This window comes from Polynucleobacter sp. 15G-AUS-farblos (assembly GCF_018882445.1).
In the GTDB taxonomy this organism is placed as follows: domain Bacteria; phylum Pseudomonadota; class Gammaproteobacteria; order Burkholderiales; family Burkholderiaceae; genus Polynucleobacter.
Genome location: NZ_JACVOM010000003.1, coordinates 258,147 through 278,820, shown reverse-complemented (window position 1 = coordinate 278,820; position 20,674 = coordinate 258,147). Strand labels below are relative to the sequence as shown.

Here is a 20,674-nt window from a genome sequence, read left to right as displayed (position 1 = left end):
CTAGAGAATATTCCCGGTTAAGCAATGCAATTTAATGGTTTATCCCAGCCCTATACCCGTGGTCAGGTACTTCCTGAGCTACTGAAGCAGCGCATCCTGATTTTAGATGGTGCAATGGGAACCATGATTCAGCAGTACAAGTTATCTGAAGATGATTACCGCGGATTACCAGGCAATACCCGTTTTGTGGATCACCCAGGCGATCTCAAGGGCAACAACGAATTATTGGTGCTGACCCAGCCAGAAATTATTAGCAAGATTCATGAGCAATATTTAGATGCGGGCGCAGACATTATTGAAACAAATACTTTTGGTGCGACTTCAGTTGCTCAAGAGGACTACAAAATGCCTGGCTTGGCTCGTGAAATGAATGAAGTATCTGCCAGACTAGCCAAAGCTGCCTGTGAAAAGTACAGCACCCCTGAGAAGCCACGATTTGCTGCTGGCGCTATTGGACCAACACCTAAAACGGCTAGCATCTCACCCGATGTGAATGATCCTGGGGCGCGCAATGTGACATTTGATGCGCTACGCGCTTCTTATCGTGAGCAGATCGAAGGCTTATTCGCAGGTGGCGTAGATTTATTTTTAGTAGAAACCATCTTCGATACGCTCAATGCAAAAGCCGCTTTATTTGCTTTAGATGAATTTTTTGAAGAGACGGGCGAGCGTTTACCGGTGATGATTTCTGGTACGGTAACTGACGCATCTGGCCGCATTCTATCGGGTCAAACGGTTGAAGCTTTTTGGAATAGCTTACGTCATATTAAGCCGCTGACCTTTGGATTAAATTGTGCTTTAGGTGCTGCATTAATGCGCCCCTATATTGCGGAGCTTGCTCGTATTTGTGATGCAGCAGTTTCTTGTTATCCCAATGCTGGCCTGCCTAACCCGATGAGTGATACAGGCTTTGATGAAACTCCGGAGATTACTTCAAGCCTAGTAGATGGATTTGCTAAAGATGGTTTGGTTAATTTGGTTGGCGGTTGCTGCGGCACTACGCCCGACCATATTCGGGCGATTGCAAACGCTGTATCCAAGCGTAAACCTCGCGCTTTTTATCGCGAGAATGCAGAAGCGGCAGTATGAGCAAAAAAGAGAATCAACAGCCTATACCGGCGATGAAGCTCTCAGGGCTGGAGTCTTTTAATGTCACTCCAGCGGTAGGCTTTGTCAATATTGGTGAACGTACTAACGTCACTGGCTCAAAAGCATTCTCACGCATGATTCTGAATAATCAATTTGATGAAGCGCTCGCAGTTGCGCGACAACAAGTTGAAAATGGTGCTCAGGTAATTGACATCAATATGGATGAGGCAATGTTGGATTCTGAAGCGGCGATGACTCGCTTCTTAAATCTGATTGCGTCAGAGCCTGATATTGCGCGGGTACCGATCATGATCGACTCCTCTAAGTGGAGCGTGATTGAAGCGGGACTAAAGTGTATTCAGGGTAAGCCAATTGTGAATTCGATTTCTTTGAAGGAAGGTGAAGAGCCTTTCAGAAATCAGGCGCGTTTAATTCGTCGCTATGGTGCTGCCTCTGTAGTAATGGCGTTTGATGAAGTCGGTCAGGCCGATACTTTTAAGCGTAAAACAGAAATCTGTGAGCGTTGCTACGACATTTTGGTAAATGAAATTGGCTTTCCTGCCGAAGACATTATTTTTGATCCCAATATCTTTGCAATTGCCACTGGTATTGAAGAGCACGATAACTACGCAGTAGATTTTATTAATGCCACCCGCTGGATTAAAGAAAATCTTCCGGGCGCCAAAGTGAGTGGTGGCGTTTCTAATGTGAGCTTCTCTTTCCGCGGCAATGATCGTGTTCGTGAAGCTATTCACACTGTGTTTCTCTATCACGCCATCAAAGCTGGCATGGATATGGGTATTGTGAATGCTGGCCAATTGGGCGTATATGCTGATTTAGATCCAGAGTTACGTGAGCGTGTCGAGGATGTTGTTCTCAACCGCTTTAAAGAGAAGGACGGAAAAACACCAACGGAGCGCTTGTTAGATATTGCTGACCAATTTAAGGGTGGCGGAGCTAAACAAGTGGAAAACTTAGCTTGGCGTGAAGAGCTGGTTCGCGAGCGCTTAACGCATGCGCTAGTTCATGGCATTACTACCTTCATCGAAGAAGACACTGAAGAACTCCGCGCGCAAATTATGGGTGCTGGTGGCCGTCCGATTGAGGTTATTGAAGGCCCACTCATGGATGGCATGAATGTCGTTGGCGATTTATTTGGTGAGGGCAAGATGTTCTTGCCACAAGTAGTCAAGAGCGCTCGAGTCATGAAGCAAGCCGTCGCCATCTTGATTCCTTATATCGAGGAAGAAAAGCGTCTGCATATTGCCGGGGGCGGAGAGGCCAAAGCCAAAGGCAAGATTGTGATGGCAACCGTTAAAGGTGACGTTCACGATATTGGTAAGAATATTGTGACGGTGGTCTTGCAATGTAATAACTTTGAAGTTGCGAATATGGGAGTGATGGTTCCTTGTGCAGAAATTTTGAAGCGCGCTAAGGAAGAGAAGGCAGATATTGTCGGGCTTTCGGGCTTGATCACGCCTTCCTTGGAAGAGATGACTTACGTTGCGCAAGAGATGCAACGTGATGATTATTTCCGCGAACGTCAAATACCATTAATGATTGGCGGCGCTACTACCTCGCGCGTTCATACTGCGGTAAAAATTGCTCCACACTATGACGGTCCTGTCGTTTATGTTCCAGATGCATCACGCTCGGTTTCAGTGGCCTCCAGTTTGCTTTCTGACGAAAGCGCTAAGAAATTTATTCAGGACTTGCGTGACGACTATGTCCGGATTCGTGAACAACATGCCAACAAGAAAGCTGCACCAACGATTTCATTAGAGGCAGCACGTAAAAATCGTGAGCTGATTGATTGGGCGGCTTATGTTCCTGAAAAGCCTAAATTCATTGGTCGTCGGGTATTTAAGAACTTTGCTCTGAGTGATATTGCTAAGTACATTGATTGGACCCCATTCTTCCAGACCTGGGATTTAGCAGGAAAATTTCCTGCCATTCTGGATGACGAAGTGGTGGGTGTTGAGGCGCGTAAGGTATTTGAAGATGCCAAAGTCTTGCTCGATAAATTAATTAAAGGCCAATGGTTACAAGCAGATGCCGTTGTGGCTTTTTATCCAGCCAATGCGGTTGGCGACGATATTGTTTTGTATAGCGATGAGGCGCGCGAGCATCCATTGTTTGTTTGGCATAACTTGCGTCAGCAGGCAGAGCGCCCAGTGGTGGATGGCGTGCGTAGGCCCAATCGTTGTTTGGCGGATTATGTTGCGCCAAAAGATACCAATGTCCTAGATTACTTAGGTTGCTTTGCCGTAACTACTGGTCATGGCGTTGAGAAAAAAGTGGCAGAGTTTCAGGCAAAGCATGATGATTACAGCGCAATCATGTTGAAGGCCTTAGCTGATCGCTTAGCTGAGGCATTTGCAGAGCTCATGCATCATCGTGTGCGGACCGACTTATGGGGCTATGCTACCGATGAGATTTTGACCAATGATCAAATGATCAATGAAGAGTATCGAGGTATTCGCCCGGCACCGGGATATCCTGCTTGCCCTGCACATGAAGTGAAAAAAGATTTATTACGTGTCTTGGGCTCAGAGGATATTGGAATGACTTTGACAGAGTCCATGGCCATGAACCCAGCTTCTAGTGTCAGTGGATTTTATTTGGCACATCCTGATGCGCGCTACTTTAATGTAGGCAAATTGTCTGCTGATCAGGTTGAAGACTTAGCATTGCGACGCGGTGAATCAGTTGATGATGTCCGTCGCCAGTTATCTAGTTCTCTAGACTAAACGCCCCACATTACTGGCTCACCCTTCGCCTTACCTTGCTTCAGGAGTTCCAAAAAGGGGTAGGCGCGTTGACCAAGGCGATCTGCTAACTTTGGTTTTTCACCTGCATCTTCCGCTTCTGAGCGTTCCTCTAAGTCTTTAAGGATTGCTGTTTCTAGGGTGGTAATAAGGCTAGGAAGTTGTTCAACTGTCAAAATGCCTCTGGGTTCCAATGGGCGACCCAAAATATCAAAAATTCGCTGGCTGAGATCAGCTAGCATGATGACGTCCGGTCCTGCTTTGGAGCGAAATTGATAGATCATTTCGATAGCTTACCACCTGATAAACTCACTGTTCTATGTTGTTGACCAATAAAAATCGACTAATTGAGATGCTCGGCGCTGCTTTGCAGGGCTTAGCTCAAGAGCGAGGCTTAGAAGGGGTTCCCCCGGTACGCTTAGAGCGCCCTAAGGCTGCAGACCATGGGGATGTGGCATGTAATGTTGCCCTTCAGCTTGCTAAGGCCTGGAAGCTCAATCCTAGGGAGTTGGCACAGACTTTGGTAGACCGCCTTCAGAAACAGGACGGCTTTGACCAATTGATTTCCTCATGTGAAATTGCTGGCCCGGGCTTTATTAATTTTCGTCTGAGCAATACCGCCAAAACCCTTGTAGTGAATGAAATCCTGTCCTCCGGCCCTCGATTTGGTGAGATGGCTCAGGGTAGTGGCCCAGTTGCAAGCGCCATGATTGAATTTGTTTCTGCAAACCCAACGGGGCCTTTGCATGTTGGTCATGGTAGACAGGCTGCTTTAGGAGATGCCTTAGCTAATTTATTGGCAACCCAAGGCATTAAGGTGCATCGGGAGTTTTATTACAACGATGCCGGAGTACAGATAGCCAATCTTGCTTTATCAGTGCAAGCTCGTTTAAATGGGCTCAAGCCTGGTGATGGGGCATGGCCAGAACAAGCTTATAACGGTGAATATATTGCGGAGATTGCCGCTGCCTTTAAAGCTTCACCAGAATTCAAAGATGATCTTGAAGCAATTCGTCAATTTGCAGTGGCTTATTTGCGTAATGAACAGGATATTGATTTAAAAACTTTTGGCGTGCAATTTGATTGCTACTACCTTGAGTCATCCTTATATACCGACGGTAGCGTTGCTCAAATTGTGGAAGATTTGCAGAGTATCGGAAAAACCTACGAAGGTGAAGGTGCCTTATGGTTAAAGACCACTTCTGATGGTGATGACAAAGATCGTGTGATGCGCAAGTCTGATGGCAGCTTCACTTACTTTGTTCCTGATGTGGCCTATCACGCAAGTAAATGGAAGCGTGGATTTGAAAAAGTCATTAACGTTCAGGGTAGTGATCACCACGGCACCATCGCCCGAGTACGCTCAGGCTTACAGGGTGTAGCGCAAAAACGCAGTTGGAATATTCCAAAGACTTATCCTGATTATGTTTTGCATAAGATGGTTACGGTGATGCGTCATGGTGAAGAAGTCAAAATTTCAAAGCGCGCAGGCTCTTATGTCACTGTGCGTGACTTGGTCGAGTGGTCAGGTGGCGTTACTCCGGAAATGACCCCACAAGAAAGAGATCTGGCCTTACAGCGGGGTCGTGATGCTGTGCGATTCTTTTTGATCTCGCGTAAGGCGGATACTGAGTTCGTATTTGATATTGATTTAGCGCTTCAGCAAAATGATGAGAACCCAGTGTTCTATGTTCAGTACGCCCATGCACGTATTAGCTCAATCTTGCAGCAATGGGATGGCAAGGCAACCGATTTAGCTAGGGCTGACTTATCACTATTACAGAGTAAGGCTTCTGACCATTTATTAAGACGCCTTGCGGAGTATCCGGAAGTACTCAGTGACGCTGCTGCAGACCTAGCACCACATGCCCTTGCTTTTTATCTGCGAGACTTGGCGGGTGATTTTCACACCTTCTATAACGCCGACCGAGTCTTGGTTGATGATCAGAATTTGAAATTGGCTCGATTAGCGCTTTTATCTGCCACTCGCCAAGTACTGCAAAATGGTTTAAAAGTATTAGGCGTGTCTGCACCAGCCAAGATGTAATGAAGACACATGAAGTGAAACTGTAAGATGAGGAAATAATGAAAAAACCGAATCAACAAACTGGCTTCATCCATCACAGTAGTAGCAATGGTCAATATGGCGGTACTATCTTGGGCTTTATTTTAGGTCTGGGTGCAGGGCTAGGCATTGCCTTTGCAATTGCTTTTTACCTCTCAAAAAATACTCCCCAAGAAAGACCGGGAGTGCGCGCACCTAATTTGCCGCTCAATATTATTAAGCCTGCTCCGCCTCCGGCTGGGGGTGAAACTGCAGCTCCAGCAGAGCCTGTGGATTTAAACAAGCCCTTACAAGGTAAGTCTCCTGCGGCCAGTGCTAGCGACCCTATCAGTGATTTGCTCAATAGCAAGAAGTCTTCTGAAAGCTCTGGATCTTCGTCAGCAAAAACGGATGCACAGTATTACTTGCAAGTAGGTGCTTTTGCGAAGCGCGCTGATGCAGATGCACAGAAGGCGACTTTAGCAATTCAGGGTATTCAGGCTCAGTTGAGTGAAGTGACTAGTGAAGGCAATACTTTGTGGCGCGTTCGCGTTGGGCCCTATAGTAGTTCTGAGGAAAGCAATCCTGTGCGTGATAAGTTAAACGGCATGGGCATCAAACCAACCCTTATTAAAACAAGCAAATCATGATTTCATTTAGCAAACGACTCTTTACCTTTCTTGCCTTCATTTGTTTGAGTGGGGTTGCAATAGCGCAAAGCCAAAAGATTGAAGAAGGTTTTGACTATCGAATTCTGCCCATCCCACAGCCTGTAGAGACCAAAGGCAAAGTTGAGGTGATTGAGTTCTTTTGGTATGGGTGCCCCCATTGCTATGACTTTGAGCCAGAGTTAAGTAGCTGGGTAAAGCGTCAGCCTAAGGATGTTGTATTTAAAAGGGTACCGGTTGCCTTTCGGGATGACTTTATGCCGCATAGCCAACTTTTTTATACGCTGGAATCTCTTGGCAAAGGAGATGCTTTGAATGAAAAAGTGATGTATGCCATGCACAAAGAAAATAAGCGCCTATTAACAGAGACAGAGATGGCTGATTGGGTAGCAACTCAAGGCATCGACCGCAATACTTTTTTGGCTACCTATCGTTCATTTGCTGTGATCTCAAAAGCACGCGCCTCTAGACAGCTCGCTGAAGCTTATCGAATTGATGGTGTGCCTACTATCGTGATGCAGGGTAAGTATGTCACATCACCTTCCATCGCTGGCACTAAAGCCAAGGCGATTGCGGTGATGGATTTCCTTGAAGAAAAAATTCGTAAAGATAAGTACAAGTAAATCGGTTTTTCAAACCCATTTAAATCTTGACGAAGCGACGAACTATCCAAAAATAGAGTGGATACGGCAGGATTCGGAGAAACTTTAAGAATCCTGAAAACCGTTTAGGGAAATGAATATCAAATTCACCCTGTTCGATGCCCGACAATATCTCGCTTGCAGCTTGATCGGCCGTGATCAAGGCAGGCATTTCAAAATCATTTTGCGCCGTGGCTTCAGTTGCAACAAAGCCTGGAGAAATCATATGAACGCTAATACCTTCGGGCAGTAGGTCATAGTAAAGTGTTTCGCAGAAATTAATAATGGCCGCCTTGCTGGGCCCATATGCCAAGGCCTTTGGTAAGCCGCTATAGCCGGCAACACTACCCACAATGGCAATATGTCCAGAGTGCGCTTTAAGCATTTCAGGTAGGACAGTAGCAACCGCCCTCATGGGCCCTAATAGGTTGGCATCAATAGTTTGCTCAGCAGTTTTGAAGTCAAAATTACTTGCACGTAAGGGTGTGTAAATACCTGAGACAAAAAGCAATAAATCAATTCCACCCCAGGCTTGCAAAATCTGCTGATAGGCATCGTTGATCTGATTGTCTTTAGTGACATCGACTGGAATAACTAAGGATTGGTTAGCTGCAGCAGTTGCTGCTAATTGCTGAAGTGGTTCAACTCGGCGACTAGAAAGCGCTACCTTTGCACCTTTTTCAATAAAGGCCTTGGCACAAGCTGCACCAATGCCGCTCGATGCGCCAATAATCCAAATGCGTTTTCCTGAAAAGTTTTTTATGCCTAACTGTTTCATACGCGCAATGAATCTGGAGAGGGTGATGAATTCGCATGGCTTAGGGTAAATTGCACCACATCAATGTTGCGCTCAGAGAAGCCTGCTGAACAGTACATCAGATAGAAATTCCATAGCCGAATAAAGGCTTCATCAAATCCTAATTGACGTACTTCTTGAAGTCTTTCGTTGAAATTATCCCGCCAAATACAGAGAGTTTTGGCATAGTCGCTACCGAACGCAAATTCAGTTTCTACTTTTAATCCTGCCTGAGCTGCGCTATCTCTAAAGCTGGTGCGCGAAGGAAGCATGCCTCCTGGAAAGACGTATTGCTGGATAAAGTCAGTGTTTGTGCGATAGCGCTCAAACAGTTCTTCTGCAATCACAATCGTTTGAATGCAAGCTTTGCGCCCAGCTTTCAGACGCTGAGCAATGGTTTGAAAATATTCTGGCCAATGCTTTTCACCAACAGCTTCAAACATTTCAACCGAGACAATGCCGTCGTACTGTTCTTGGCAGTCGCGGTAGTCTTGCAGGCGTACTTCAAATGCTGGTGCGTCAGAATGATTTGCTTGCATGGACTGGAGCCGTGTATCTGCAAATGCTTTCTGTTCAGTAGATAGGGTAAGACCTGTAATGGCAATCTGCTTGCGTTGTGCCTCTTCCATCACGCCACCCCAGCCACAGCCAATTTCCAAGATATGGTCACCTGCTTTACTGTCAATCGCAGCAAGAATGCGATTTATTTTTGCGCGTTGTGCATCAGCAAGAGACTGTTTATCACCCTCAGAAAACCAGGCACTCGAATAACTCATGGTGGGGTCGAGCCACAAGGTGTAAAAGGCATTACCAAGATCGTAGTGCGCATGAATATTTTTACGACTACCAGATTTACTGTTATCTCGAAGCCAATGCTTTAGACGATAATAAATCGAGGCGTACCGATTACCATAGATAGCTTTTTCTAAAATAGTTCTATTGCGTATTGCTATTTCTAAAAGTGATTTGAGGTCTGGTGTATTCCATTGGCCACGGATATAGCCTTCTGCAAAGCCGATATCCCCATGAGACATCACTTGTTTAAATACAGACCAATCTAAAATGTGAATTTCAGCATGCAAGCCATCAGCAGAATGACCAAATTCTTTTCGTTCGCCATTTGGCAGAGTCACTTTGAGATGCCCGCTGCGGAGCTGAGTCAGCAGCTTTAGCAGGGCTTCAGTGCTAAAACGATATTGCGGGGTCGCCCGCTGGAGTGGCCGGGAAAAATTAAGGCGGGAGAGTAATGATTGTCCTGGGCGATTCATCTGCTGACTTCAAATTCTGGTGGTTTAGGTTTTGAGTGAAAGGGTACACCTTTTATCCATAATTTCAATGCCTGCCAGTGAATTCGGAAAATCACACCTAAGCTCATTAGGGGGTAACGTAAACAGGCTAGATAGACGGTGGACTGACTCAGAGGCCTGCTTTGCCCGCTAATGCTGGTATTAATTAATGGTTGCCCATCTTCGTGAAGTTCAATGCGGTATACAGAGTGACGCCCAGATACACTTTCTTGGGGGAAAAGGAAGCGAAAGTGGTATTCCCCTTTAACCTCGCAAAAGGGCGAGACATGAAATACTTTCTTACTTACGTGGGTCTCTCCCGAGCGTAAAACCTCGCCAGAGTCTTTGTAAAGTAGGTAGCAATGACGTTCACCAAAAGTATTGTTGACCTCTGCTAATACCGCTTGTACTTGACCATTGGTGCGAGTACAAATCCAAAAGCTCACAGGATTAAATACATAGCCTAGAACCCTTGGAAAGGTTTGTAGCCAAATTTCACCATCAAGGTGCGGCACTTGGTTTTCTGCCAAGAGGTTTTCAACCCAGGCCAGACTATCAACTTCGCCTTGACCATGATCCTTATCAAAAAAAGAGATGAGGCCAAAGCGGTTGTCCTTAAGACCTAACTTACTGAGTAGTCCTGGATTCGCTTTTCTAGAGCGCATCGGAATTGCCACCGTAAAGACGCCGTAACCGAAGGCATTTTTCGCTGGTCGTAGACGACTGTGCTTTACAGCTCCAAAGTTAATCTTTGGCTGATTCATTTATTGCGCATCTAGCTTGGGGCTATTTTTAACTGGAGAACGCATGCTCTCCAGCAAAGCTTCGGCCACTAATTCTCCTGAGCGTAAGCCATCCTCATGAAAGCCAAATCCTGTCCATGCACCGCAATACCAAATAGAAGAATTCCCTTGAATTAGGGGCAATTCTTTTTGCGCCTGAATTGCACTCATATCAAATACAGGATGTGCGTAATGAATTTCTTGATGAATTAATTTGGGATCAGGGTCAGTGAGGGGATTTAAGCTCACAATTATTGGCAAGTCTTTAAATTCTACTGGCAGTGGTTGAAGGCGGTTAATTAAATAGTTCACACTCACATGTTGCTGAGATGACGGCATAGCACCCGATTTGGCGGTGTAATTCCATGCAGCCCAACAACGCTTAGCCGAAGGCAAGAAACGAGTATCAGTATGCAAAATTGCACGGTTCTTTTGATAGGGGATAGCGGCAAGAATATTACGAGCGTCTTGTGAAATGCCATGAACTAAATCTAGGGATTGATCGCTATGACAGGCCATAACAACTTCGTCAAACCAAACTGAACCAGTTTGCGTAATCACTTCTGCTTGTTCTGTCCCATCTTGGCTTGCATTTACTCGAATGACAGCTTCGCGTGAAATAGTAACGCGATGTTTTTCTAGTATAGAAACAATGCGTTTGACGTATTCACGAGAACCCCCTGAAACGGTGAGCCATTGCGGGCGATTTTGGATTTGAAGCAGGCCGTGATTATGGCAAAAGCGTACCATCGTTTGAATTGGGAACTCTAGCATTTGATCTACAGAGCAAGACCAGATGGCGCCGATCATCGGCAAAAAATAATTTTCTTTAAAACTTTGACTAAAGCGATGACGTTTTAAAAAATCGGCAATCGTTTCATCAGGCTCTGCGTATTTATGGCCAGCATCAATTTGTTTTTTGGCTAGCTGAGTGGCTAAGCGATTAAAGCGCAAGATGTCATAGGCCATTCTCCAAAAAGAGAGTGAAAGCAAATTAGATCTTTGTCCAAAAAAAGAGTTGAGGTCGTTGCCTGCCCATTCAATCGTATTTGGCCTATTCGATTTTCCTGAGGCATCGATTGAAACTGAAAATGACATTTCAGAAAGTGCAATGGGAGCTTGAATTTCTTCGAATAGTCTTACTAAGCGAGGATAGGTTTTGCGGTTGAAAACTAAAAAACCAGTATCCACCCCATGGGTGATCTCTTGGTTGCCGATACGTTGACTGAAGTTCACTGTATTGCTGTGGCCGCCAATATGGTCCCCACCTTCAAATAAGGTGATTTCTAAATCTGGATGTTGTCTCAGGGCATAGGCGCAACCTAAGCCTGATATACCGGCGCCAATGATGGCAATTCTTTTTTTGCTCACTGCGCCTTCTCCTTCAGAAGCTTTTCAATCTCTTTAGTAATGCTGCTGCTATTTGGTTTTGTCATGCTGCCATAGGATTCCACTACGTTGCCGTTGCGATCAATAAGGTATTTGTAAAAGTTCCACTTTGGACTTGTGCCTGTTTTAGCGATCAACATCTTAAAGAGTGGATTTGCATTTCCACCAGAAACAACAGTCTTGGCAAACATGGGGAACTTGACGTCATAAGTATTTTTACAAAAGTCTGCGATTTCCTTATTACTGCCCGGCTCTTGTTGCCCAAAGTCATTTGATGGGAAGCCCAAAACCACTAGTCCTTGATCTTTGTATTTGGCATACAGCTTCTCAAGACCATCATATTGGCTTGTAAATCCACAGTAGCTCGCTGTATTGACAGCTAAAATCACCTTTCCTTGGTATTGGCATAGATTTTGAGGCGCTTCATCTTGTAAACGCGGGAAAGTGTGGGATAGCAAGGGGCTGCAACTAGGAGCTGCGTTTACAGCTTGTGCACTCATCACAAAAGCAAAGAGGCTCAAAAGCCATGAAAACACCAAACGGTTCATCTTGCGCCTTATTTAGTAGGGATTTACCAGTGCCAAGTCTAAGACATTCTGGTTAATATCACAGGCGCTTAGGCAATGCCATTAATATTGTGACATGACGACTTTGTTGCCCCCTACTTTTGAGTCTAAGGTTTGCCCTCCTGAGCAGCTAGAGGCACGCTTAGCTAATTTGCCGCGCCCCCTCGTATTTACAAATGGGGTGTTCGATATTCTGCATCGTGGTCATGCGAGCTATTTGGCGCAAGCACGCACTTTAGGCGCAAGTCTTGTCGTGGGCGTGAACTCTGATGCGTCAGTAAAAATGCTGGGCAAAGGGGACGACAGGCCCATTAATTCTGAAGCGGATCGCCAAGCTTTATTGGCAGCCTTAGAGAGCGTCGATATGGCCATCCTATTTACTGAGCAAACCCCAGTCAAATTAATTGAACGAATTCGACCTGATATTTATGTAAAGGGTGGAGATTATGAAATTGATACTCTGGAAGAGACTCGGGTAGTGAAAAGCTGGGGCGGGAAAGCTATTGCAATTCCATTTTTATATGAACGCTCTACCACTACTCTGCTAGGCAAAATTCGTTCTTAAAAAGAATCTAGTAGCCAGGCCCAGGTTCCTCGTAGCACCAGCCCCTCAGTTACTTCAGCACCCAGAGCAAGCTCAGTTTGAGATTGAGCAATGATTTGCGCTAAGACTTTGGCATTGCCACCATCAAGCCAAATTTTTTCAACAGGGCAGTTCAACTTTTTAGAGAGCTGAATTGCTTGTACGATAGCGCCAATTTGCGCAGCATCACATCCACTAATAATTGCATCATTTGTGTTAACACCAAAACCAAACGAACCCTCATGACGTTCAGCTAATGGCAATTGAGCGGTTTGACTTTGCAAGCTTGTTTGCATCAGGCTCAGGCCTGGAAGAATCCATCCGCCATAGTGCACGCCATTAGAGCCCAGAAGATCTATCGTAGTAGCGGTACCCGCATTGATGATGAGTGTGTTGGTCTTTGATAAAGCGCGCGCACCAATGACGGCTGCCCAACGATCTGCGCCCAGCTTGGCGGGCTCTTGATATAAGGTGCGCATGCCGACATACGAACTCTCGCCACTGAGTTGTCTCCATTCAATTTCACTCCACTGTGGAAAAAGAGATTGCAGATTGGCGATGGCTTCTGGGCCTGCTACACAGCAAAATGCAATCGCATCAGGCTTGGGTAAGGTTTTAGCAATGTAGTCAGCCAATTCCGCTTTTGCTTCTGGCGATTGCAATGCATTACTACTAATAGACCCAGAGTAAGCCCACAACTTTTTTTGACGATCAGAAGGATGCTTTGAAGACTCCACTGCTGCCCACTTTAAGCGAGTGTTACCCACATCAAAAAGTAGATACAGACTCATGACTGTGCTCTCAAAGAAACATCACCCGCGTGAATAGTAAGTGTTTGATGTTGTTGTTTTATAAGTAGTGCGCCACTGCTATCAATACCATCCGCAATGCCGTCTATAGGATCTTGATGCGCACTAGAAACTCTAACAGTTTGATCGCGATAGGCATCCCATCTTTCCCATTGGCTTTGATAGCTTGCAAATCCGTGTTGATCAAAGTCACTTAGGACGCGCTCTAATGACTCAATCAGCTTGAGCCAAATAAATTCTGTATCAGGCAGTGATGAAGCTGAAGAAATGAGTTGATCAAGTGAACCCACTTTTTGCTTGGCTTGGTCACCCAACTCGTTTTCAAATAATTGGGCATTGTGTAGATTGAGTCCAATACCAATAACCATCCATGTGGGGTCGCCTATTTTGGCCTGACCCCCTTCGATCAGGATGCCGCCTACTTTGGCGTTATTGAGGAGTAAGTCATTGGGCCATTTGAGACGTAAGCCAAGCGAATAGAGGCTTGCCTCATCCAATTGACATGCATGGGCAATTCCAGAAATGACGGCTAGGCCTACTAGAAGGCTGAGGCCGCTTAATTCTGCTGGACTGCGATGAAATGGGAAGGCTAGAGAAAAACTCATTGAATCCTCTGGCTTGGAGAGCCAGGTACGCCCAGCACGCCCCTTTCCAGCTGTTTGGTGATGGGTAATTCGGGCCACGGGATCAAGCAGCTCACCAGCCCGCCAGCGAGCTAGTAGATCATCATTGGTCGACTTGGTTTCGGCAACGCGTTCGAGGATGCAATTGGCAGTCATTTCATCATTGTAGAAAGGTCTGACCTAGAATTGTGGAATGCATCATGAAGAACAGCGCCCTCGCAAATTGGTTTGGCCTCTACAGGCCATGCCTTTGGCCAGAGCTATGGGTATCAGCTATGCCTTGCTGATTGTCTATGTCAGCCTTAATCCTTTTGATTTCGACTTCCATAATGGGATTTTCCCTAGCGCATGGTTGGATGCTCCTACCCCTCGATTTATTACCCCTTTTGATGTCTTGGTCAATATTCTGGCTTATATCCCCTTTGGATTTCTGATTGTGTTTGCTGCTTATCCGCGGTGGCGTAATTTTGTGGCCTTAGGAATTGCGCTAGCTCTCAGTGGGCTTTTGGCTTTTAGTGTGGAAACATTGCAATCGTGGTTACCCACCAGAATTCCGAGTCAAATGGACTGGTGGGCCAATGCCTTTGGTGGTTTATTAGGCGGTCTTTTGGCAATTCCTTTGGGTCCGCAATGGCTTTCTGGGAGCGCTATCCGGCGTCGCTTTGACCAGTGGTTTGGTTTGAATTGGGCTGCATGTGCTTTATTTTTGTTATTCCCCTGGTCGCAAATTTATCCACAAAGTTTTTGGCTTGGTACGGGAGTTTGGGGGCATGCCATCTTTGGCTCAGTAGATTGGGGCACTTTGGTCATTAACCATGTAGCGCAAGAAACTGTATTGACAGCACTTTGCTGGCTGGGTGTTGCGCTATTGCTTTCACTTGGTATGAGGGCTAAGGCGCCTCAATGGCGCATTCTCAATGGCTTACTTTGCTTTACCGTGATTATTAAAACGGTATTTACAGCACTCCAATTTGGGCTCGATTTTGGCTTTCTCTGGCTAACCGCTGGTGCTATCTGGGGCATGGCGATAGCCAGTCTCATATTGAGATGGGCATTACGCCTTACTCAGAGAACAAAGTTTTTTTTGGCTTTGTTTTGCTTAATTTGTGCGACGATCGCAATCAATGTCTTGCCTGATAATCCATACTTCATTCTTACTTTGCGACATTGGTATCAAGGGCGCTTATTGCACTTTAATGAGTTGATGCAGTGGGTTTCAGTAGTATGGTTGCCATTAGCTTTGATTTGGATGATACGCAGCGCATTTGAATTTAAAACTAAAAACGGATGAATATAATTTTTCTATGAGCTTTTCTCACCACCTATTTTTTTGTTTAAACCAACGCAGTAATGGCGAAGATTGTTGTGATCGACATAATGCATTTGCTTTGTTTGATTACGCCAAGAAGAGAGTCAAAGAACTTGGCCTTTCTGGTCCAGGAAAAATTCGGGTCAATAAGGCTGGATGTTTAGATCGATGTGCAGATGGACCTGTGATGGTGATTTATCCAGAGGGTATTTGGTATACCTTTGTAGATACTGAGGATGTTGAAGAAATTATTCAGTCACATTTGATAAAAGGCCTTCCTGTTGAGCGCTTGCAATTAGCTTAGTTATTGTTGAAAGTTTTTCTATGAACAGTCGTACAAAAGTAATTCATATTGAAGGAATCGTTGGCCTGATAGAGATGTCCATTGACCTTCCCGATGAATTAAAAAGTGATCCAACATTTGCAGTTCGTGGCCTAGCATTAGTGGCTCACCCCCATCCATTAATGGGCGGCACCATGGACAACAAGGTTGCTCAGACGATGGCGCGTGCTTTTAATCAGCTGGGCTACGTTAGCGTTCGACCAAACTTTCGGGGCGTTGGCGGCACTGCAGGCGTGCATGATCATGGTGTAGGTGAGCTAGATGATTTGCTGCACGTAACGGATTGGATGCGAACCCCTTCAAGCTGGACTGAGTTTGAGACTACCGACCACCAAGTATGGACGGCCAATGCGAATACTTTGCCTTTAGTGGTTTCGGGATTCTCGTTCGGTAGTTTTGTAGGCAGTCATTTAGTGCAAAAATTAGCAGAGCTAGGACGCCCTGCTGAGCGATTGGTGATGGTAGGAAGCGCTGCTGGAAAATGGGACTTAGCTAATGTACCCGTTGATACCATTCTGATTCATGGTGAAGTCGATGAGACAATTCCACTGATTGATGTATTAGATTGGGCGCGCCCGCAAGAGCTTACAGTGCAGGTAGTGCCTGGAGCTGATCATTTTTTCCATCGCAGATTGCATTGCATTCGCAATATCATCACTGGCGGATGGTTAGGTATGCCAGATCATCGTAATTCTTAACAAGGTCTTTTCAAAAAACTATGGCTGAAGAAAAATCGCTTATTGAATACCCTTCCTTATTTCCGATTAAGGTCATGGGCAAAGCAAATCCTGAATATTTGCCTGCAATCATTCATATTGCAAAACAGTTTGATCCTACATTTGATGAAACAAAAGTTGAGCAACGACCATCAAAAGATGGCAATTATTTAGGAATTACTTTGCCTATTACTGCCACGAGTCGTGAGCAGTTAGACGAGTTATACAGAACGCTTTCAACCCATCCTTTGGTTAGCATTGTTCTCTAGCCCAAAGTAAATGCCTTTTCTTGTTAAGCATCTTGGTTTGGCGGATTACGCCTCAACCTACGAAGCGATGCGTACTTTTACCAAAGAGCGAGATGCAAGTACGCCAGATGAAATTTGGATACTGCAACATCCCCCTGTATTTACTTTGGGGCTTGCTGGAGATGCCAGCAATTTGCACGCACCTTCTCAGCAAATTCCATTAGTGCAAGTTGATCGTGGCGGCGAAATAACGTATCACGGGCCTGGTCAAATCGTGGTGTATCTCTTGCTAGATCTCAAACGCTTAGGAATTTTTGTCAAAGAGCTGGTGTCTCGTATTGAGCAAGCAGTCATTGATACTTTGGCAGACTTCGGTATAGAAGCGCAAAGACTCAAAGGTGCCCCCGGAATATATATTGCCAATCAGGTAGGCGTGCCCAAGGAGTGGCATGGCGCAAAAGTTGCCGCCCTAGGCTTGAAAGTCTCTAAAAGCTGCTCGTATCATGGCTTAGCGTTGAATGTGGCAACCGATTTGGAGGCATTTGGTCGAATCCACCCCTGTGGTTATGAGGGTTTAAGGACAGTTGATATGCAAACCCTTGGGATCAAGGACAATATAGACACGATTAGCCAAAAGCTTTTGGAGCATTTACAAAAGCAACTGATGTCAAGATGAGCATAAATAAGACCAACACAGAAAACCCTAGCGAGGCTCGCCAAGACCTTAATTACGATGCAACTCGTAAGCAAAAGTCGAGCGAAAAAACAGCGCGCATCCCAATTAAGATTGTTCCACTAGAGCAGGTGCTCAAGAAACCCGATTGGATTCGTGTCAAAGCTGCCTCAGGCAATTCTCGCTTTGCAGAAATCAAAAAGATTTTGCGTGAGAACGATCTAGTAACAGTATGTGAAGAAGCAAGCTGTCCCAATATTGGCGAATGTTTTGGCAAGGGCACGGCTACCTTCATGATCATGGGTGATAAATGCACGCGCCGTTGTCCATTTTGTGATGTGGGCCATGGTAGGCCCGATCCTTTGGATACAAAAGAGCCAGCTAACTTGGCCCGCACTATTGCAGCGTTGAAATTAAATTATGTTGTGATAACCAGCGTTGATCGTGACGACTTACGCGATGGCGGAGCAATGCATTATGTTGATTGCATCTCTCAATCGCGCGCATCTTCTCCAGATACCCGTATTGAGGTCCTAGTCCCGGATTTTCGTGGACGCTTAGATAAAGCTTTAGATATCTTTGCTCAACATGCGCCTCAGGGCCTGCCGGATGTCATGAATCACAATCTTGAAACGGTTCCACGTTTATACAAACAAGCACGTCCTGGCGCTGATTACGAACACTCGCTGAAATTATTAAAAGATTTCAAAGAGCGCTTTCCGCACATCCCAACTAAGAGTGGATTAATGGTCGGGCTTGGTGAAACCGATGAAGAAATATTAGAGGTCATGCGTGATATGCGTGAACACAATATTGATATGCTTACGATTGGTCAGTATCTTGCGCCATCAGGTCACCATTTGCCGGTACAGCGCTATGTACACCCCGATGTTTTCAAGCATTTTGAGGAAGAGGCTTATGCAATGGGCTTCTCTCATGCCGCTGTAGGTGCAATGGTTCGTTCTAGCTATCACGCTGATCAGCAGGCTCATGGGGCGGGGCTTGTTTAAAAAGTTTTGCAAAGGTGGCTGCATTTTGATTGTGGCCATGGTTTTTTTAGCAGCTTGCAGTCCTCGGTTTGATTGGCGTGTAGTGCAATCACCCCAACAGCGATACACCGCTCTTTTTCCAGGTAAGCCTGAGAAAATTCAGAGAAAAATTACTTATCAAAATCAAGAATTACTGCAAACTCTTGAGGCCCTGAAAATCGAAGATGATATTTATTCGATTAGCGCCACGCAAATACCTATCGGTCAATCTGCTTTTCTTCCAAAAATATTAGATCTTCTGCAGGGTAATTTATTGTCAAGGGCAAAAGATTCTGGTGGACAGGTGATTGCAGAAGACGTTTTGTATCAAACTGCAGCACGGCAAAAGCAGGCTAGTAAAGAATATCTAATTCAATTCAAATCTAATGGAACTGCTGAGCAGTGGATGAGAGTGCGCTGGATAACGCGGGTTGCTGCAGATGGAAGTATTTGGATCTATCAAATATCGGTATTGCATGCTAAGGCAATACCAGGCGACGCAAAATCTTTTTTATCTAAAGAAGAATATGCAAATTTCTTTACGGAGTTTTATCCAGAGTAAAGCTAAAGCGAAAAAGCTACTGCGCTTTTTCTAGGGCAGCTACTTTTGCTTCGAGTGTTTCTAATTTTTCTCTGGTTTTTGCTAGTACCTTCGACTGCAATTCAAACTCTTCACGTGTTACCAGGTCCATTTTTTGAAATCCTTGATTCATCATGGCCCGCACATTTTTTTCGATTTCTTGTGCTGGGGAGTTTCGAATGGCATCCCCAACTTTGTTTTGCATATCGTTTGCGATACGTTGAATTTGCTCGAGGATTTCGCCTGGTTTTTGCATTTAAGGTTTCGCAGTCCTGGATAAAGTTGCATAAAAGATACAGCTTACATTTTATGTTGAGCAGGCATTCAATGCAGAAAGAGGGCTAAAACCCGGAAAAAGACCCCCAAATCACCCATGTGGGGCAATAATATGCACCATATAAGTGCATTGGCATTAATTAGGGGAATTGGCCTGAATTGAAATCCGGCCCGACCTTCATGATCACACCATGCAATCAGCATTTATCCATTTTTTTATTTCAAACAGCAAGGAGTTACAAATGAAAACATTACACAAATCAGCAATTGCTCTCGCAGCATCTAGCATATTCGCTACAGCTGCTTTTGCTCAGACAGCACCTGCTGCTCCAGAGGCCCCTGAAGTTAGCCCCATTACTGCAAACGTTACCGTAGTGAATGATTACCGCTATCGTGGTATCTCACAAACAAACTTTAAGCCAGCAATTCAAGGCGGTTTTGATTACGCTCACGAGAGTGGTTTCTATATCGGTAACTGGAACAGCAACATCAGCTGGATCTCTGATGCTGCAAGTCAAGGTGGTGCCAATAACGTTTCAGCTCCTATCGAGATGGACTTCTATGCTGGTATCAAGAAAGAGCTGATTGGCGCAGGTTTTGCCTCTGACCTCGGAGTATTACAGTACTACTTCCCAACTAGTGGTTTGCCAAGCAGTGCAACCAACCCAAATACAACTGAAATTTATGTAGCCCAAAACTTTACTTTTGGTCCTGTTACAGGCTTTGGTAAGTTCTCCTATTCAGCAACAAATACTTTCGGGTTTGCGAACTCTAGCGGTTCTTACTATCCAGACCTGACATTGAACTACGACACAGGTTTCTGGGGCTTGACCTTGAATGCACACGTTGGATATCAGTACATTGCTGGGACTCCTAATGGTTCTTCCACTTCAAACTCAAGCCTTTATAGCTATACCGATTGGAAACTTGGCGTTACTAAAGACTTTGGCGGCGGTTTATCAGCTGCAGTTTCATATGTTGATACCAATGCAAAAACAGTTGGTAGCAGCTATGCATATGTCAGTCCATCAGGCAAAAACTTGGGTGGTGCAACAGGCTTAATTTCGCTAACAAAAACTTTCTAATCTTCACCTCTGAACGGAGAAACGTATGAAATTAATTACCGCAATCATCAAGCCATTCAAGCTTGACGAAGTGCGCGAAGCTCTCTCGGAAGTGGGAGTTTCGGGCATTACCGTCACTGAGGTTAAAGGTTTTGGTCGTCAAAAAGGGCATACCGAGTTGTATCGTGGTGCCGAGTATGTTGTCGATTTTTTGCCAAAAGTAAAAATTGAAGCTGCTGTTGAAGATGGCATCTTGGAGCGTGCGATTGAAGCAATTGAAAAATCTGCACGTACAGGCAAGATTGGTGATGGCAAGATTTTTGTCTCACCAGTTGAGCACGTCATTCGTATTCGTACCGGCGAGACCGGTGCGTCAGCACTTTAAAGAGAGGT

The 20,674-nt window shown here is 45.2% G+C and carries 24 protein-coding genes; 15 read left to right on the top strand and 9 right to left on the bottom strand.

Features of this window, described 5'->3' with window-relative positions; translation table 11 throughout:
* Window positions 1-24: 24 nt before the first annotated feature.
* Together ICN41_RS06490 and metH are read left to right on the top strand one after the other, a co-directional pair.
* Window positions 25-1,089 carry a homocysteine S-methyltransferase family protein gene (locus ICN41_RS06490; protein ID WP_216292117.1) on the top strand — a complete coding sequence of 355 codons (1,065 nt, stop codon included), beginning with the start codon at window positions 25-27 and terminating at the stop codon, window positions 1,087-1,089.
* The gene (gene metH, locus ICN41_RS06485) at window positions 1,086-3,839 is read left to right on the top strand and encodes a methionine synthase (protein WP_216292115.1); all 2,754 of its coding nucleotides are present in this window, start codon (window positions 1,086-1,088) and stop codon (window positions 3,837-3,839) included. Before ICN41_RS06490 ends, metH begins: the two co-directional genes overlap by 4 nt.
* Here metH and ICN41_RS06480 read toward each other — a convergent pair.
* Entirely contained in the window at window positions 3,836-4,141 is a 306-nt protein-coding gene (locus tag ICN41_RS06480) for a DUF1840 domain-containing protein (RefSeq protein ID WP_216292113.1), read from the bottom strand. The two genes, metH and ICN41_RS06480, sit on opposite strands and share 4 nt — an antisense overlap.
* Before the next feature lie 35 nt (window positions 4,142-4,176).
* On the opposite strand from ICN41_RS06480, the gene argS reads away from it, so the two are divergent.
* Genes argS through ICN41_RS06465 form a run of 3 tightly spaced genes read left to right on the top strand, consistent with a single transcriptional unit; the run spans window position 4,177 to window position 7,192 of the window.
* Complete coding sequence (argS, locus tag ICN41_RS06475; protein ID WP_216292111.1) at window positions 4,177-5,904, top strand: arginine--tRNA ligase; 1,728 nt, start codon at window positions 4,177-4,179, stop codon at window positions 5,902-5,904.
* Between the two features lie 38 nt (window positions 5,905-5,942).
* Complete coding sequence (locus ICN41_RS06470; protein ID WP_216292109.1) at window positions 5,943-6,551, top strand: SPOR domain-containing protein; 609 nt, start codon at window positions 5,943-5,945, stop codon at window positions 6,549-6,551.
* A complete protein-coding gene (locus ICN41_RS06465; RefSeq protein ID WP_216292107.1) occupies window positions 6,548-7,192 on the top strand; it encodes a thiol:disulfide interchange protein DsbA/DsbL in 645 nt (214 codons plus the stop codon). The genes ICN41_RS06470 and ICN41_RS06465 overlap by 4 nt, the downstream gene beginning before the upstream one ends.
* Window positions 7,193-7,211: 19 nt before the next feature.
* Here ICN41_RS06465 and ICN41_RS06460 read toward each other — a convergent pair whose 3' ends face one another.
* The 5 genes from ICN41_RS06460 to ICN41_RS06440 are packed head-to-tail and all read right to left on the bottom strand — an operon-like array spanning window position 7,212 to window position 12,011.
* Window positions 7,212-7,988, bottom strand: a complete 777-nt coding sequence (locus ICN41_RS06460; protein WP_216292105.1) for an SDR family oxidoreductase — start codon at window positions 7,986-7,988, stop codon at window positions 7,212-7,214.
* Window positions 7,985-9,274, bottom strand: coding sequence for a cyclopropane-fatty-acyl-phospholipid synthase family protein (locus ICN41_RS06455; protein WP_216292103.1), 1,290 nt, complete (start codon window positions 9,272-9,274; stop codon window positions 7,985-7,987). The genes ICN41_RS06460 and ICN41_RS06455 overlap by 4 nt, the downstream gene beginning before the upstream one ends.
* Complete coding sequence (locus ICN41_RS06450) at window positions 9,271-10,056, bottom strand: DUF1365 domain-containing protein (RefSeq protein ID WP_216292101.1); 786 nt, start codon at window positions 10,054-10,056, stop codon at window positions 9,271-9,273. The genes ICN41_RS06455 and ICN41_RS06450 overlap by 4 nt, the downstream gene beginning before the upstream one ends.
* Window positions 10,057-11,445 carry an FAD-dependent oxidoreductase gene (locus tag ICN41_RS06445; protein ID WP_216292099.1) on the bottom strand — a complete coding sequence of 463 codons (1,389 nt, stop codon included), beginning with the start codon at window positions 11,443-11,445 and terminating at the stop codon, window positions 10,057-10,059.
* Window positions 11,442-12,011 (bottom strand): glutathione peroxidase, encoded by a 570-nt coding sequence (locus ICN41_RS06440; protein ID WP_216292097.1) that lies wholly within the window; start codon window positions 12,009-12,011, stop codon window positions 11,442-11,444. Before ICN41_RS06440 ends, ICN41_RS06445 begins: the two co-directional genes overlap by 4 nt.
* 94 nt (window positions 12,012-12,105) lie before the next feature.
* Between ICN41_RS06440 and rfaE2 the strand changes: the two genes are divergently transcribed.
* Window positions 12,106-12,594 carry a D-glycero-beta-D-manno-heptose 1-phosphate adenylyltransferase gene (gene rfaE2 / locus ICN41_RS06435; RefSeq protein WP_216292095.1) on the top strand — a complete coding sequence of 163 codons (489 nt, stop codon included), beginning with the start codon at window positions 12,106-12,108 and terminating at the stop codon, window positions 12,592-12,594.
* Here rfaE2 and ICN41_RS06430 read toward each other — a convergent pair.
* The gene (locus ICN41_RS06430) at window positions 12,591-13,403 is read right to left on the bottom strand and encodes a type III pantothenate kinase (RefSeq protein WP_216292093.1); all 813 of its coding nucleotides are present in this window, start codon (window positions 13,401-13,403) and stop codon (window positions 12,591-12,593) included. The genes rfaE2 and ICN41_RS06430 overlap by 4 nt on opposite strands.
* Entirely contained in the window at window positions 13,400-14,200 is an 801-nt protein-coding gene (locus ICN41_RS06425; RefSeq protein ID WP_216292091.1) for a biotin--[acetyl-CoA-carboxylase] ligase, read from the bottom strand. Before ICN41_RS06425 ends, ICN41_RS06430 begins: the two co-directional genes overlap by 4 nt.
* 37 nt (window positions 14,201-14,237) lie before the next feature.
* Between ICN41_RS06425 and ICN41_RS06420 the strand changes: the two genes are divergently transcribed.
* Genes ICN41_RS06420 through ICN41_RS06390 form a run of 7 tightly spaced genes read left to right on the top strand, consistent with a single transcriptional unit; the run spans window position 14,238 to window position 18,923 of the window.
* Entirely contained in the window at window positions 14,238-15,335 is a 1,098-nt protein-coding gene (locus tag ICN41_RS06420) for a VanZ family protein (protein WP_216292089.1), read from the top strand.
* Window positions 15,336-15,348: 13 nt separating this feature from the next.
* Window positions 15,349-15,657 carry a ferredoxin gene (locus ICN41_RS06415; RefSeq protein ID WP_216292088.1) on the top strand — a complete coding sequence of 103 codons (309 nt, stop codon included), beginning with the start codon at window positions 15,349-15,351 and terminating at the stop codon, window positions 15,655-15,657.
* A gap of 20 nt (window positions 15,658-15,677) precedes the next feature.
* On the top strand, window positions 15,678-16,394 hold the full coding sequence (locus ICN41_RS06410) for an alpha/beta hydrolase (RefSeq protein WP_216292086.1): 717 nt from the start codon (window positions 15,678-15,680) through the stop codon (window positions 16,392-16,394).
* 20 nt (window positions 16,395-16,414) lie between these two features.
* The gene (locus tag ICN41_RS06405; RefSeq protein ID WP_216292084.1) at window positions 16,415-16,681 is read left to right on the top strand and encodes a YbeD family protein; all 267 of its coding nucleotides are present in this window, start codon (window positions 16,415-16,417) and stop codon (window positions 16,679-16,681) included.
* Window positions 16,682-16,691: 10 nt separating this feature from the next.
* On the top strand, window positions 16,692-17,336 hold the full coding sequence (gene lipB, locus ICN41_RS06400) for a lipoyl(octanoyl) transferase LipB (RefSeq protein WP_216292082.1): 645 nt from the start codon (window positions 16,692-16,694) through the stop codon (window positions 17,334-17,336).
* Window positions 17,333-18,343 (top strand): lipoyl synthase, encoded by a 1,011-nt coding sequence (lipA, locus tag ICN41_RS06395; protein ID WP_216292081.1) that lies wholly within the window; start codon window positions 17,333-17,335, stop codon window positions 18,341-18,343. The genes lipB and lipA overlap by 4 nt, the downstream gene beginning before the upstream one ends.
* Window positions 18,336-18,923 carry a hypothetical protein gene (locus ICN41_RS06390; RefSeq protein ID WP_255537920.1) on the top strand — a complete coding sequence of 196 codons (588 nt, stop codon included), beginning with the start codon at window positions 18,336-18,338 and terminating at the stop codon, window positions 18,921-18,923. The genes lipA and ICN41_RS06390 overlap by 8 nt, the downstream gene beginning before the upstream one ends.
* A 16-nt stretch (window positions 18,924-18,939) precedes the next feature.
* Here the strand turns inward: ICN41_RS06390 and ICN41_RS06385 are convergent, their stop codons facing one another.
* A complete protein-coding gene (locus ICN41_RS06385) occupies window positions 18,940-19,197 on the bottom strand; it encodes an accessory factor UbiK family protein (protein ID WP_216292080.1) in 258 nt (85 codons plus the stop codon).
* A 262-nt stretch (window positions 19,198-19,459) separates the two neighbouring features.
* On the opposite strand from ICN41_RS06385, the gene ICN41_RS06380 reads away from it, so the two are divergent.
* Both ICN41_RS06380 and ICN41_RS06375 read left to right on the top strand, forming a co-directional pair.
* Complete coding sequence (locus ICN41_RS06380; RefSeq protein WP_216292079.1) at window positions 19,460-20,302, top strand: TorF family putative porin; 843 nt, start codon at window positions 19,460-19,462, stop codon at window positions 20,300-20,302.
* A gap of 25 nt (window positions 20,303-20,327) precedes the next feature.
* Window positions 20,328-20,666 (top strand): P-II family nitrogen regulator, encoded by a 339-nt coding sequence (locus ICN41_RS06375; RefSeq protein ID WP_011903792.1) that lies wholly within the window; start codon window positions 20,328-20,330, stop codon window positions 20,664-20,666.
* Window positions 20,667-20,674: the final 8 nt, after the last annotated feature.

Coding starts and splice junctions, on each gene's coding strand:
- ICN41_RS06490 (WP_216292117.1), top strand. CDS start 25: ATGCAATTTAATGGTTTATCCCAGCCCTATACCCGTGGTCAGGTACTT.
- metH (WP_216292115.1), top strand. CDS start 1,086: ATGAGCAAAAAAGAGAATCAACAGCCTATACCGGCGATGAAGCTCTCA.
- ICN41_RS06480 (WP_216292113.1), bottom strand. CDS start 4,141: ATGATCTATCAATTTCGCTCCAAAGCAGGACCGGACGTCATCATGCTA.
- argS (WP_216292111.1), top strand. CDS start 4,177: ATGTTGTTGACCAATAAAAATCGACTAATTGAGATGCTCGGCGCTGCT.
- ICN41_RS06470 (WP_216292109.1), top strand. CDS start 5,943: ATGAAAAAACCGAATCAACAAACTGGCTTCATCCATCACAGTAGTAGC.
- ICN41_RS06465 (WP_216292107.1), top strand. CDS start 6,548: ATGATTTCATTTAGCAAACGACTCTTTACCTTTCTTGCCTTCATTTGT.
- ICN41_RS06460 (WP_216292105.1), bottom strand. CDS start 7,988: ATGAAACAGTTAGGCATAAAAAACTTTTCAGGAAAACGCATTTGGATT.
- ICN41_RS06455 (WP_216292103.1), bottom strand. CDS start 9,274: ATGAATCGCCCAGGACAATCATTACTCTCCCGCCTTAATTTTTCCCGG.
- ICN41_RS06450 (WP_216292101.1), bottom strand. CDS start 10,056: ATGAATCAGCCAAAGATTAACTTTGGAGCTGTAAAGCACAGTCGTCTA.
- ICN41_RS06440 (WP_216292097.1), bottom strand. CDS start 12,011: ATGAACCGTTTGGTGTTTTCATGGCTTTTGAGCCTCTTTGCTTTTGTG.
- rfaE2 (WP_216292095.1), top strand. CDS start 12,106: ATGACGACTTTGTTGCCCCCTACTTTTGAGTCTAAGGTTTGCCCTCCT.
- ICN41_RS06430 (WP_216292093.1), bottom strand. CDS start 13,403: ATGAGTCTGTATCTACTTTTTGATGTGGGTAACACTCGCTTAAAGTGG.
- ICN41_RS06425 (WP_216292091.1), bottom strand. CDS start 14,200: ATGACTGCCAATTGCATCCTCGAACGCGTTGCCGAAACCAAGTCGACC.
- ICN41_RS06420 (WP_216292089.1), top strand. CDS start 14,238: ATGCATCATGAAGAACAGCGCCCTCGCAAATTGGTTTGGCCTCTACAG.
- ICN41_RS06415 (WP_216292088.1), top strand. CDS start 15,349: ATGAGCTTTTCTCACCACCTATTTTTTTGTTTAAACCAACGCAGTAAT.
- ICN41_RS06410 (WP_216292086.1), top strand. CDS start 15,678: ATGAACAGTCGTACAAAAGTAATTCATATTGAAGGAATCGTTGGCCTG.
- ICN41_RS06405 (WP_216292084.1), top strand. CDS start 16,415: ATGGCTGAAGAAAAATCGCTTATTGAATACCCTTCCTTATTTCCGATT.
- lipB (WP_216292082.1), top strand. CDS start 16,692: ATGCCTTTTCTTGTTAAGCATCTTGGTTTGGCGGATTACGCCTCAACC.
- lipA (WP_216292081.1), top strand. CDS start 17,333: ATGAGCATAAATAAGACCAACACAGAAAACCCTAGCGAGGCTCGCCAA.
- ICN41_RS06385 (WP_216292080.1), bottom strand. CDS start 19,197: ATGCAAAAACCAGGCGAAATCCTCGAGCAAATTCAACGTATCGCAAAC.
- ICN41_RS06380 (WP_216292079.1), top strand. CDS start 19,460: ATGAAAACATTACACAAATCAGCAATTGCTCTCGCAGCATCTAGCATA.
- ICN41_RS06375 (WP_011903792.1), top strand. CDS start 20,328: ATGAAATTAATTACCGCAATCATCAAGCCATTCAAGCTTGACGAAGTG.